The following is a 12,688-nucleotide window of genomic DNA, read 5'->3' on the forward strand; positions in this document are numbered from 1 at the left end:
CGCGCTTTTGCAGGCATATTCGCCATTTCTTTTGTGAATAGATTATGAATAGCACAATTACGCAATGAAAATTGGCAGCTGTCTCGCTACAATAGCCGCCCCTTAGCCCTGTACCAGACCATCATTTATGAGCCAGCACACGATTTTTGCCCCCATTACCCACTCTAAGCACGGCGATAGGCTGCGTTGGGGCAATTTATCCGGCAGTGCCAGCAGCCTGGCAGTGGTTAACGCCGCGCAACAGGGCGACAGCTTAACGGTACTGATTACCAACGACACCGCCAGCGCCTTTCAGCTGGAGCAAGAGCTGCGCTTTTATCGTGATGGCCTAGAGGTATTACACCTACCCGACTGGGAAACTCTGCCCTACGACAGCTTTTCCCCCCACGAAGACATTATCTCCGAGCGGCTCACCACGCTGCATAAGCTCAAAAATATGCACAAGGGCCTGTTAATCGTGCCTATTAGCACGCTGATGCACCGGTTACTGCCACAAAGCTATTTGGATGCCCACACCCTACAAATACAGCTGGGCGAAACCTTCGATATTGCCACCATGCGTATTAAATTTGAGGCCAGTGGCTACCGCTGCGTCGATACCGTGTACGAGCACGGTGAGTTTGCCCTGCGCGGCGCGATTATGGATATCTACCCCATGGGCAGCAAACTGCCCTACCGCATCGACTTGCTAGGGGATGAGATAGACACCCTGCGCACCTTCGACCCCGAAACCCAGCGCACGGTTAAACAAGTACAAGAGATAAACCTGCTGCCGGGTAAAGAGTTCCCCCTAGATAAAGACGGCATAGCCAATTTTAGAAACCATTGGCATCAAGCGTTTGATGTAGATCACAGCCGCTGCCCCATTTACCAAGACGTCAGCCAGGGCATAGCCCCCGCCGGTATAGAGTACTACCTACCGCTGTTTTTTGACCACTGCAGCACCCTGTTTGACTACCTACCTAACGACAGCCTGTTTTTTAGTTTCGATGGCCTAGATCGCGCTGCCGAGCATTTTTGGCGCGACCTACACACACGCTACGAAGACATGAATATAGATCCGCAGCGGCCGTTACTCGCTCCCAATAAAGTCTTTATCCCCACCGAAGAATTATTCTCAGCCTTAAAAGGCCAGCAGCGCATCGTGCTATTTCGCGACGCCATAGAGGAGCAAGTGGGCAGCGTGAATTTTGCTATCGCGCCGCCACCGTTTTTAGCCATAGACAACAAAGCCACTCGCCCCATGGCGGCCGTGCAAGACTTAGTAGCTGACAGCGGTAACCGCATTTTATTTTGCGCCGAAAGCGCCGGCCGCCGCGAAACCTTATTAGAGCTGTTAGGCAAGCATAAAATACGCCCCGACAGCTGTAAAAATTGGGCGGCGTTTATGGCTGGCGATCAGAACCTAGCCATTACCGTAGGCAATATCGAAGCCGGCCTGCGGCTTAGCGATGGGCAGGGTAAGCAAGTCATTGTTATTGCCGAAGCGCAGTTATTCGGCCAGCAGGTGATGCAAAAACGCCGCCGCCGTAAGAGCACCGGCAGCAGCGAAAATATCGTCAAGGATTTAACCGAGCTGACTATCGGTGCCCCGGTAGTACATTTGGATCACGGCGTAGGCCGCTACCACGGCCTGCAAACCATCGCCGCCGGTGGCGTTAATGAAGAATTTATCACTTTGGAATATGCCGACGGCGCCAAGCTCTATGTGCCGGTATCGTCTTTAGATTTAATCAGCCGCTACACCGGTGCCGATCAAGACATGGCTCCCCTGCACCGCTTAGGTAGCGATCAATGGTCAAAAGCCAAACGCAAAGCCGCCGAAAAAATTCGCGATGTTGCCGCCGAACTCTTAGATATTTATGCGCGCCGTGCCGCTAGACCTGGGCAATCCTTTAATCACCCCGAAGAAGATTACCAACAGTTTGCTGCTGCCTTCCCCTTTGAGGAAACCCCCGATCAGCAAAGCGCTATAGAAGCGGTTATTGCCGATATGCAGGCCAAAACCGCTACCGATAGATTGGTGTGCGGCGATGTCGGCTTTGGCAAAACCGAGGTAGCCATGCGCGCCGCCTTTGTTGCCGCCCACAACAATAAACAAGTGGCGGTATTAGTACCCACCACCTTGTTAGCACAGCAGCATCATCAATCCTTTAAAGATAGGTTTGCCGATTGGCCAGTTAACATAGAAGTCATCTCACGCTTTAAAACCGCCAAAGAACAAAGCCAAATTATTGCCGACACCGCGGCGGGCAAAGTCGATATTTTAATAGGCACCCATAAGCTGCTCAACGATGATGTGAAATACCATGATTTAGGCCTGGTGATTATTGATGAAGAACATCGCTTTGGGGTGCGTCAAAAAGAAAAATTAAAATCGCTGCGTTCAGAAGTAGATATTTTAACCCTAACGGCAACGCCTATACCGCGCACCTTAAATATGGCCATGTCGGGCATGCGCGACCTATCCATTATCGCCACGCCACCGGCGCGCCGCTTGTCGGTAAAAACCTTTGTGCGTGAACGCGACAAGGGCATGATTAAAGAAGCACTACTGCGGGAAATTTTACGGGGCGGACAAGTCTATTACTTACACAACGAAGTTAAAGATATAGACCGCGTCGCCCGCGAACTGCAAGAGCTAGCACCCGAGCTGCGCATAGGTATAGGCCACGGCCAAATGCACGAGCGCCAGTTAGAGCAAGTGATGTCTGACTTTTATCACAAGCGCTATAACGTATTGCTGTGCACCACCATTATAGAAACTGGTATAGACATACCCTCGGCCAATACTATTATTATCGACCGCGCCGACAAATTTGGCTTGGCGCAATTGCATCAGCTGCGTGGCCGCGTTGGCCGCTCGCATCACCAAGCCTATGCCTACTTGCTAACACCCGGCAGCAAAAACATGACCAACGATGCCAAAAAGCGTCTAGAGGCCATAAGTCTGGCGGAAGATTTAGGTGCTGGTTTTATGCTGGCCACCCACGATTTAGAAATACGCGGTGCGGGCGAGTTGTTGGGCGATGACCAAAGCGGGCAAATACACAGCATAGGTTTTACCCTATACATGGAGATGCTGGAACGCGCCGTGAAAGCCTTAAAAGCCGGTAAGCAAATCGATTTGGAAAACCCCATAGAGCACGGTGCCGAAATTAACCTGCGCTTGCCTGCTTTAATCCCGGATGATTATCTACCCGATGTACACACCCGCCTAACGCTGTACAAACGCATAGCTAGCGCCGAAACTGATGACGCCCTGCGTGAATTACAGGTAGAAATGATTGATAGATTTGGCCTATTGCCCGATCCCGCTAAAAGCCTATTTAGAGCCAGTAGTTTAAAACTGCGCGCCCATCATTTAGGCATAGCCAAAGTTGAGGCTCATAGCAGCGGCGGCAAAATTGAGTTTTGTGAACACACTCAGGTAGACCCCATCAAGCTAGTGCAGTTGGTACAAAGCCAGCCCACCACCTTCAAACTGGCCGGTGCCACCACCCTGCGTTTTGACGATGACTTAGCCGATCGCGAATTGCGCTTTCAATTTGTTGAAGACTTGCTCACATTACTCAGCCCGAAAGCAGCTTAAACGCCGCTTACCACGTCAAGCCGCTTGATTAATTGCTTGATGGCGGTAGAGTGATAAACCTCAAAAATAAGTGTAACCAGACTTTATGATCTACCGCCGTATCGCCCCATTGTTTGCTGCCTTCAGCTTATATGCCCACGTAGCTGTTGCCGAAGGCGACAGCCCGCAGCCCCAACCCCAACAATGGTACCAAGTGGAAATGCTGGTATTTGCCAATAACAACCCTGATGCCGCCTTAGGTGAGCAGTGGCCAGAGGAGTTGGGATTAAAATACCCCGCCGCTATTATTAACCTACAACCGCCGATTAGCGCTATAACAACCGAATCGCCGCTACCGTCATTAACCGGCCTACAAACTGCAGCATCGGCTGATCAAGCCCAGCCATCTATCACACCGTTAAAAGCCTTTGTCACGCTGCCAACAGAGCAACACCAACTCACCGAAGTCGCCCGCAATGTTAACGGCGAATATGCGTTTAGGCCGCTGTTTCATCAAGCCTGGCGCCAAACCATTGATGAACGCGACGAATCCCTGAGCATAGTCATTACCGGTGGCGCAGCCTTTGATAATCATTTTGAATTAGAAGGCAGTATTAAGATTAGCGTGGAGCGCTACCTGCACATACACACCGATTTATGGCTAAACCGGTTTATTAGTAACGTGGGTGACGAACAACCTAATTGGCCGCTACTACCGCCCATACCCCAAAGCCTAGATGAGCGTGACGCCTCGCAGCTACCTATCGCCCCACCCTCATTGATGACGGAAGACAATGGCTTGCCTGCAGCAATAGAACAAGCCCCAGCCACCGACCCCTTACAAGGTGCTAATCAGTTTTTGGCGCAGCAGCTAGCTTATTTGCAAGACAACCACTATCGGGTAGAAAAAACCATTGTGATGCGCCAGCATAGACGCATGCGCAGCGACGAGCTGCACTATATAGATCACCCCTTAATGGGTGTGTTGATACGTATAACGCCCTACCAAGCCAACGTCGAGGGCGCTGACACTAACTAGGTTGATGCTAATTCAGTGGATCGCTAATAATAACAGGCAGTGCTTGGCTCAATAGCCCTCTAACCTGCCCCATACCCTGCGCTATCACCTTGTGGATATCGTCCATGGTAATCAGCTGCTCGCTACAGCCCGCCGCCGGGTTAACCACCAAACACAGGCTGGCATAATTTATCGCGAACTCTCTAGCCAGTGCCGCTTCAGGCATCGCCGTCATACCCACTACATCGCAACCATCCTGCGCCATACGCTTGATTTCAGCGGCGGTTTCTAAACGCGGACCCTGTGTTACGCCGTAGACTCCGGCATCGTGTACGGGGAGGTTTACGGCCTTAGCGGCAGCTAGCAACTGGCTGCGCAAGCTTGCACTAAAAGGGTGAGTAAAATCTATATGCTGCAGAGGATTACTCTCGCCATCAAAAAAACTCTGCTCGCGGCTATGGCTGTAATCAATCAGTTGATCGGGTAGCACCAAACTGGCCGCAGGCATAGCCGGGTTAATCCCGCCCACCGCATTAACGGCAATAATGTCGCTAACCCCTAGTTGCTTAAGCGCCCAGATATTGGCCCGGTAATTCACTTTATGGGGGGCGATGGTGTGCGGATTGCCGTGGCGCGCCAAAAACACGCAGCTTAGATCTGATAACTGGCTGCGCACTATCTCGCTAGAAGTTTCGCCATAAGGCGTCACCCTGCCCCCCACAGTGCCGCTCGCTACACCATCACCGGTAAACTCTTGTAAGCCGGTGCCACCGATAATGGCAACTATGCGCTGCTTAGTCATGGGCCGCCTTATTCGGATTGGCTTGCCGTTAAAGCAGCTTGCTGCTCTAACTGCAGAGGGCCAACTTTAAGGGTAGTGGTTGGGTAGGCAATATCAGCATCGTGCTTAGCGATAATCGCTAACACCTCCAATAACACCTGCTGTTTGATTTTGTGGTACTCAACCCAGTTGGTGGTTTTGGTGAACGTGTAAATAAAGAATTCCAAAGACGATGCCGCAAAAGCATTGAAGTTAACCATCAGGGTTTTATCAGTGTCGATATCCTCATTGGCCAACAAATAGGCTTTGACCTCCTCAACGATGGTGCCGACCTTATCAGCATCATCATAGCGTAAACCTATGGTTTCATAGATACGCCGATTTAGCATGCGCGAAGGGTTTTCTACCGTGATTTGAGCAAAGGTGCTATTGGGCACATACAGTGGCCGCGAATCAAAGGTGCGTATACGGGTTTGCCGCCAACCTATGTCCTCCACCGTACCTTCTATAGATCTATCGGGTGAACGTATCCAGTCGCCAATAATAAAAGGCCGGTCTAAATACACCATTAAGCCGCCGAAAAAGTTAGCTAATAAATCCTTGGCCGCAAAGCCTATGGCTATGCCGCCGACACCGCCAAAGGCCAGCACCCCGGAAATACTAAAACCCAAAGTTTGCAGCATCATTAAACTAGCGGTAATAATCACCGCCGTACGCAATAGTTTACCTAAAGCAAAAACAGTGGCCTCATCAACCGAGGATTCAGCGCTGTCGCCAGCAATTAATTGCTGCTCTATACGCTTAACCAAGCGTACTAAAAACCACGTTAATATGGCAATGAACAGCACTTCTCTAGTGGGCGCTATCAACGTAAAAATATAGGCCTCAGACTTTGCTCGTATAATATCCAGTACCAAGCTAGCGCCCATTAACCACACCATAATAAAAGCGGGCCTACGACCGGCGGCAAAAATAGCATCATCCCACTTATTAGCCGTTTTTTTAAACTGCCGCTCTAAGCGCGAAAATAAAAAGCGAACAAAATAGCTGACGATTAAGGTTAGCAGTACCACCGCAAAGACTTCCCACAGCCAGGGGTAATCTTCTAACTGAAAAACATCAAGTAAATCTTGTAAGAAATTGATAGCCATTGCCCTCTCTTTTTCATTTTTCTGTGCCTATAAACAAACGGCAGCCTAAGTAATTTATACAATTTTATCCAGTAATTATGCATTTATATACCATAAGCATATTAAAACTAGCTGGCATTTACCGCATTTACCTACACCAAAAGCTAAGCCATTGAATCATCACTGTTTTTTTATTGATTGCAATTGATTACCGGCTGTGTTGATGCATTTTTGCTCTTTTTATAACACTGGACAGTAAAAATTTAGCTGTTATTACTTGTGTGTAGCCATAAGAAATGAGGATAAAAGCAATGAGAAATATTATGCCTAGTGTTGGCAATTGGTATAAAGAATTACAGGGTGGCGGTATTTTTGAGGTCGTTGCCGTAGACGATATAAGTCAAACCATAGAAACACAGCATATCGATGGCGAGATTAACGAATTTGATCTTGAAAACTGGCATGAATTACAACTATTGGAAGTAGAGGAACCTGAGGATTGGCGCAATGCTTATGAGCTAAGTCATGAAGACTCGCTAGATCCCGATGCCGCCATACGCCCCGAAGAATGGTCCAGCCCTGTTAGTTACATAGAAACCGATATTATGAATGGTGTGCTGGACGACATGTAAAGCCTTCTACTGCAGTCGTTCAATTTAACTAATCAGCAGCCCAGGGAATAATAAAAAGGCTTGCAGTGCCGACAATGCTGTATATAATCACAGCCACTGTACATAAAAACAGACGGATTGGACATGAGTAAATTAACCGCACGCCAGGCCGAAGTATTAGCCCTAATAAAAACCCATATAGAAGAAACCGGCTACCCACCTACCCGCGCCGAAATTGCCAAGGATCTGGGCTTTAAATCCGCCAACGCCGCCGAAGAACATTTAAAAGCGCTGGCCCGCAAAGGTGCCATAGAAGTTATCCCCGGTGCCTCTAGAGGCATACGCTTACCCGAAAACAAGGGTATACCCATCGTGGGACAAGTTGCCGCTGGCAGCCCTATACTGGCTACTGAGCACATAGAAGATTATTGCGAAATGCCCAGCTCGTTCTTTAGCCCCCATGCCGATTATTTTTTAAGAGTACGCGGCGACAGCATGATAGATGTGGGCATATATGAAGGGGATTTACTGGCCGTACACCGCACAGCGCAGGCCAATAATGGCGAGATTGTGATTGCCCGCATCGATGATGAAGTCACCGTTAAACGCTACAAAACCACACGCAGTAAATATCAAATACAACTACTACCCGAAAACCCCGACTACCAACCTATAGAGGTAGATTTGAGGCAGCAAGACTTTGCTATAGAGGGTTTAAGTGTAGGCGTGGTTAGGCGCAGCTCTTAAGCCTTGTGCTGTTGTGCTAAACAGCGTTTGTTTTATTCAACAGCAGCAGTAATAACGGACCACCAAACTATTGGCCGCTTAAGCTAAAACGTTCTCCACAACTTTCTATATAAGCGTCCTCACTTTGCAACTGCGCATCATCGATAAGATGGTAGTAGCAGTTGCGCGATATTCTGGCACTCAACCCCCGGTCTACCAGCAATATAGGTATAGGTTCACCCTGCGGGTTGCTACTGACTTGCAACGGGTATTGTTTTGATAAGACGTATTTGGCGCCGGTATTGAGGGTAAAAATAAACGCTGGCTGGCCCTGCTCCTGCAGTATTTGATAGTCTATAGCCTGAAAAACCTCAGCCTCAACCCGAATACGCCATTTTTCTACGGGGGTAAGCAGATAGTACTCGCCATCGTCTTCGCGCCTTAAGATAGAGGCAAACAAACGCAGCAAGGGTTGCCGCTTAATCTCGCCGCCTTCATGCCACCATGATCCATCCTCTTTAATAACGATATCAATATCGCCACTCAAAGTAGGCTGCCACTGTTCAACAGGAGGGCGCTGAGGCTGGTCTTTTAGGTAAGCCTCTATACTGGCTAATGATTTACTGGCCACCACTAAGCTCCGCAGCTACGGCCAACATAGGTTTATGCAGCAGTGTTGTGATATTTTCACCGGCAAATGACAACAACGATTTACTGGCCTTTAGGCTCACCTTATCCACCACTTTTGCCGAGTTGACATCATAAAGGGTAATTAATACATCGGCCTGTTGATAGCCGGCTTCGTAACTGCCATCCAGATTTTGAAATTGCTGTAACGAACTTAGCGTAAACACTGCCAAAAAACTGGCCCGCTGCGATTTGGCCTGCTGTAACGCTGCCGCAAATGTGTTGGTATTCACCGACACTGCTCGGGCAAAATACACCGCAAAGGCCTGCTCTGACACCTGCAATAAAGGTTGCTGTATGTTTTTATCAGCCACTAGCCCAGCAATGACGAAACTGCTTTCGCGGGCATAAACATAGCTGTGCCAGCGGCTAATATTATAGTCATTAACTATGCCCAATTGGCGAGAGTAATGCTGAGCCCCATCAATAATATAGGCGGGCTCGCAAGCTGTGAGTAGTAATGCCAACACGGCAGCCCCAGCCACTTTACAGCTATTCATAGGTTTATCCTTCACTCTATTTTTATGGCTACGGTTTTACAGCAATTTTAGGCTAAAAAAAAGCCTTCACAAGGAAGGCTGTTTTAACTTACTTTAAAACGCGGACGGTGATGACGCCTTCGACGTCTAAGATTTTTTTCAGCACCTCGTCGCTAGGCACCTGCGCCACATCAATTAAGTTGTAGGCTATATCGTCTCGACTCTTATTAATCATATCCACCACGTTAATATCCTCATCCGCCAATAGGCTGAGGATAGTACCTAGCATCTTGGGAACGTTGCGGTTGGCAATAGCCAAACGCGGGGAGTCCGCTCTTTCCATAGCAATGCTGGGAAAGTTAACGGAATTTTTAATATTACCGTTTTCGATAAAGTCTTTAATTTGATCTGCTGCCATTACCGCACAGTTATCTTCTGCTTCATCAGTCGATGCGCCTATGTGTGGCGTTAAGATCGTATTGGGCACACCAATCAAGCCGGGCTCGGGGAAGTCGGCAATATACTGGCCTAAATCACCATCGTTTAATGCACTGATAACCGCGGCTGTATCAACAATCTCAGCACGAGCAAAGTTTAATAAACGCAGGTCTTTTTTACAGCTGGCCAATAGCTCACGGTTAATTAAACCGCGAGTAGCGTCTAATACCGGTAAATGCAGGGTAATATAGTCACACTTTGAAAACAGGCTGTTGAGGTTTTCTATACGCTCAACACTGCTAGGTAAGCGCCAAGCTGACGCTACCGACAATGCAGGGTCATAACCTTTAACCCTCATGCCCAGCTCTAAAGCTGCATCAGCAACCATCGAACCTATCGCGCCTAGACCCACAACACCCAGGGTTTTACCGGCTAATTCGTTACCTTTATAATTCTTTTTCTCTTTTTCCAACAAGGCGTTCATTTCAGCCTTATCCGTCATATCCTTTAGCGTGTCTACGTACTGCACACCCTGTAAAATTCCACGAGAACCCAAGCAGAGAGCAGCAATAATTAATTCTTTAACCGCGTTAGCGTTGGCACCAGGGGTGTTGAATACAGGAATACCACGTTCAGTACAGGCGTCAACGGGAATGTTGTTAACACCGGCACCAGCTCTGGCAATGCCCAATACTGATTCAGCAATGTCTTGGGACTGAAGTTTGTGGCTGCGTAATAAAATCGCTTCAGGATGAGTGAACTCACTGGCAATTTCATAGTGCTCGCGGGGTAGTCTTTCCAAACCTACTACTGAAATTTGGTTTAGGGTTAATATTTTATGCACGATGTACTCCTAGATTACAAAAAAACGGTGCCATTACAGTATCGTAATGTCGGCGCTAGCTTTGATAGCCTGCTGGTAAGCTTCTAGGCTTTGGGTACTACTAGCGCTGTATAACTGGGCTTCAATAGCCTGCTGTTCGCCTACACTTAAATCGCTGATGTTGCCTTCAACAACTTTCGTTAAACCAGCAATCACCACATCGCCATTACGTAAACTATGAATGGCATGGGTGACCGTGGTGGCAGGTTTGGGCTTGACCATGGCAAATATTGCAGTGCTCAGCTCACGGCTGGCCTTGCTAGTAATACGGCTCACGTCCTGCTCAGCATTAACGGTATATTTATTACCAGCCTGTAAATCGGCAAAACTGCTTTCGCCGCTACGTAGCGCAACCAATAATTGTTCGGCCTCCACTTTGAGGCGTTCGGCGGCCTTGGCTTTTTTAAGATTGAGGGCAATTTGCTCGCTAACCTCGGCAAACGGCTTGGCCTCTGCGGGCTTGTGCTCCAATACCCGCACCACGATATAGTGGTCGGCGGCTAACTCAAGCACCGCACTGTTATTGCCTTCTTTTAACACTTCATCGCTAAAGGCGGCTTTAATGACGCGTGGCTTACTGAGTACACCAGCCTTATCGCTGCGCCCCAGCCAATCAGACTGCTGCACCGTAAGATCAAGATCTTTGGCCGGGCCTTTCAGATCAGCGGAGTTAAAGACTAAATCACGTAACTGCTCCACCCGGTTAACGAACTCGGATTCAGATTGTTCTAATGCTAAGCGCTGTTTAATCGCAAGCTTGCGATCATCGTAGCTGGGTTGCTCAACGGTTTTAATATCGGTAACCAGTATTAAGTGTACACCCGCCTCTGTTACCACAGGCTCAGATACTACCCCCTGCTCGGCGCTAAACAGCACCTGTTCAAAGGCTGCGGGGAATGCGCCACCACTGCTATAACCGAGGTCGCCGCCGACAAAGGCTGAACCGGTATCTTCAGAGTGTTGCTCGGCAATGCTAGCAAAGTCTTCGCCGGCTGCAATTTTAGCTTTTAGCTCAACTGCTAGAGCTTTAGTATCAGCTTCATTACGCTGCTCGTTAATCTCTAATAAGATATGCGACGCTTTGCGCTCTTCAGAACCATTAAAGTCGGCCATTTCCAACTCGTAGGCGGTTTTGATCTGCGCTTCCTCTACCGGCTGCACAAAGTCGCTTTGTTTCACTTCTACATAAGCCAACTTAAGCTTGGGTTCGCGCTGGTAACGTTGGATATTGTCTTGGTAATAGCTGTTTAATTCTTCGTCGCTAAGCTCAACGGCAGAAAGCTGCTCGCTGATAGCGAGGGTTATATAGTCAAAGCTACGCTTTTGGCCCACGATGCTAGCGGTGTAATTTAACGCTTGCTGAGTCACAAAGTCTGAGCCGGCTATGCCGCTGGACAGTTGGCGAATAATGACATCATTACGCAATAGCTGTTTAAAATAACTCATGCTATAGCCATTGCTGCGTAACACATTTTCATAGAGTTGCGGAGAGAATTTACCGTCTTGCTGAAACTGCGGCATATTGACGATTAGTTGATCTATTGCGGCAGGTGCTGCCGTGATACCCAGTTCAGCGGCTTTTTGTAGCAACAGTTTTTGTTGAATTAACTGCTCCATCGCCGACTGCTTAATAAGTTCATCGTTAAGCATGCTAGGGTCGGCATTTTCACCCATAGACTCCAATAGGCGTCTTTGTTGCACACGTACGGCCTGCTCCAGCTCTATTACGGATAGCTCTTCACCGTTGATCTCTGCTGCAGCATTACTGCCGCTATTACCCAGCAAGCTCTCTACGCCTGCCGCTGCAAAAATGACCACGATCAGGCTCACTATTATTTTGGCAACAATGCCCTGTGAGTTATCACGAATATTCTGAAGCATGTAACACTATTCCATATTAATCTGCGTTAAATAAAAAAAGCGCACCATGGTGATGCGCTTTCCATATTGTTTAACCAACAATTACTGCCATTGCTATAGCACGCATGCTTTAACGACAGGGCTGTTAATTAATTGACGGCGTCCTTAAGAGCTTTACCCGCTTTAAAGCCTGGTATTTTAGCCGCTTTAATTTGGATAGGCTCACCTGTTTGTGGATTGCGGCCCGTACGTGCAGCACGATCTTTAACAGAGAAAGTACCAAAACCTACCAGTACTACTTGGTCTTCTTCTTTCAAAGCATTAGTAATAGCTTCTACTGTTGCATCTAAGGCGCGACCTGCAGCAGCTTTAGGAAGATCAGCTGACGCTGCGATGGCTTCTATTAATTCTGATTTATTCACACTTATACCCCTTCTTAGTATTCTTTGTCTATTCCGATTATTATGTCTGAAATATCGTTGATTGCCTTAGCAAGGGGGCAAT

General features: G+C 48.2%; 11 protein-coding genes. 4 read left to right on the top strand and 7 right to left on the bottom strand.

Annotation, left to right across the window (positions count from 1 at the left end; all coding sequences use genetic code 11):
• Positions 1-127: 127 nt before the first annotated feature.
• Positions 128-3,592, top strand: a complete 3,465-nt coding sequence (gene mfd, locus B067_RS0111710; protein WP_019530278.1) for a transcription-repair coupling factor — start codon at positions 128-130, stop codon at positions 3,590-3,592.
• Positions 3,593-3,677: 85 nt separating this feature from the next.
• Entirely contained in the window at positions 3,678-4,610 is a 933-nt protein-coding gene (locus B067_RS0111715; RefSeq protein WP_019530279.1) for a CsiV family protein, read from the top strand.
• 7 nt (positions 4,611-4,617) lie between these two features.
• Here the strand turns inward: B067_RS0111715 and B067_RS0111720 are convergent, their stop codons facing one another.
• Both B067_RS0111720 and B067_RS0111725 read right to left on the bottom strand, forming a co-directional pair.
• Positions 4,618-5,391 carry an S-methyl-5'-thioinosine phosphorylase gene (locus B067_RS0111720; protein ID WP_019530280.1) on the bottom strand — a complete coding sequence of 258 codons (774 nt, stop codon included), beginning with the start codon at positions 5,389-5,391 and terminating at the stop codon, positions 4,618-4,620.
• 8 nt (positions 5,392-5,399) lie between these two features.
• A complete protein-coding gene (locus B067_RS0111725; protein ID WP_019530281.1) occupies positions 5,400-6,521 on the bottom strand; it encodes a mechanosensitive ion channel family protein in 1,122 nt (373 codons plus the stop codon).
• A 290-nt stretch (positions 6,522-6,811) separates the two neighbouring features.
• Here B067_RS0111725 and B067_RS0111730 point away from each other — a divergent pair, with 290 nt between their 5' ends.
• Complete coding sequence (locus tag B067_RS0111730) at positions 6,812-7,132, top strand: DUF6763 family protein (protein WP_019530282.1); 321 nt, start codon at positions 6,812-6,814, stop codon at positions 7,130-7,132.
• A 123-nt stretch (positions 7,133-7,255) separates the two neighbouring features.
• Positions 7,256-7,858, top strand: coding sequence for a transcriptional repressor LexA (lexA, locus tag B067_RS0111735; protein WP_026244600.1), 603 nt, complete (start codon positions 7,256-7,258; stop codon positions 7,856-7,858).
• A gap of 67 nt (positions 7,859-7,925) precedes the next feature.
• Here lexA and B067_RS0111740 read toward each other — a convergent pair whose 3' ends face one another.
• The 5 genes from B067_RS0111740 to B067_RS0111760 all read right to left on the bottom strand — a co-directional run bounded on the left by B067_RS0111740 (position 7,926) and on the right by B067_RS0111760 (position 12,606).
• Positions 7,926-8,468 carry a DUF1285 domain-containing protein gene (locus tag B067_RS0111740; protein ID WP_035802182.1) on the bottom strand — a complete coding sequence of 181 codons (543 nt, stop codon included), beginning with the start codon at positions 8,466-8,468 and terminating at the stop codon, positions 7,926-7,928.
• A complete protein-coding gene (locus tag B067_RS0111745) occupies positions 8,458-9,024 on the bottom strand; it encodes a DUF4823 domain-containing protein (protein ID WP_019530284.1) in 567 nt (188 codons plus the stop codon). The genes B067_RS0111740 and B067_RS0111745 overlap by 11 nt, the downstream gene beginning before the upstream one ends.
• 88 nt (positions 9,025-9,112) lie before the next feature.
• The gene (locus B067_RS0111750; protein WP_019530285.1) at positions 9,113-10,285 is read right to left on the bottom strand and encodes a phosphoglycerate dehydrogenase; all 1,173 of its coding nucleotides are present in this window, start codon (positions 10,283-10,285) and stop codon (positions 9,113-9,115) included.
• A gap of 33 nt (positions 10,286-10,318) precedes the next feature.
• The gene (locus B067_RS20350; protein WP_019530286.1) at positions 10,319-12,205 is read right to left on the bottom strand and encodes a SurA N-terminal domain-containing protein; all 1,887 of its coding nucleotides are present in this window, start codon (positions 12,203-12,205) and stop codon (positions 10,319-10,321) included.
• Between the two features lie 128 nt (positions 12,206-12,333).
• Positions 12,334-12,606, bottom strand: a complete 273-nt coding sequence (locus tag B067_RS0111760) for an HU family DNA-binding protein (RefSeq protein ID WP_019530287.1) — start codon at positions 12,604-12,606, stop codon at positions 12,334-12,336.
• Positions 12,607-12,688: the final 82 nt, after the last annotated feature.

This window comes from Dasania marina DSM 21967 (assembly GCF_000373485.1).
GTDB classification, from domain to species: Bacteria; Pseudomonadota; Gammaproteobacteria; order Pseudomonadales; family Dasaniaceae; genus Dasania; species Dasania marina.

Excerpts from the sequence above, each read along its gene's own strand:
- mfd (WP_019530278.1), top strand. The coding sequence starts at position 128 with ATGAGCCAGCACACGATTTTTGCCCCCATTACCCACTCTAAGCACGGC.
- B067_RS0111715 (WP_019530279.1), top strand. The coding sequence starts at position 3,678 with ATGATCTACCGCCGTATCGCCCCATTGTTTGCTGCCTTCAGCTTATAT.
- B067_RS0111720 (WP_019530280.1), bottom strand. The coding sequence starts at position 5,391 with ATGACTAAGCAGCGCATAGTTGCCATTATCGGTGGCACCGGCTTACAA.
- B067_RS0111725 (WP_019530281.1), bottom strand. The coding sequence starts at position 6,521 with ATGGCTATCAATTTCTTACAAGATTTACTTGATGTTTTTCAGTTAGAA.
- B067_RS0111730 (WP_019530282.1), top strand. The coding sequence starts at position 6,812 with ATGAGAAATATTATGCCTAGTGTTGGCAATTGGTATAAAGAATTACAG.
- lexA (WP_026244600.1), top strand. The coding sequence starts at position 7,256 with ATGAGTAAATTAACCGCACGCCAGGCCGAAGTATTAGCCCTAATAAAA.
- B067_RS0111745 (WP_019530284.1), bottom strand. The coding sequence starts at position 9,024 with ATGAATAGCTGTAAAGTGGCTGGGGCTGCCGTGTTGGCATTACTACTC.
- B067_RS20350 (WP_019530286.1), bottom strand. The coding sequence starts at position 12,205 with ATGCTTCAGAATATTCGTGATAACTCACAGGGCATTGTTGCCAAAATA.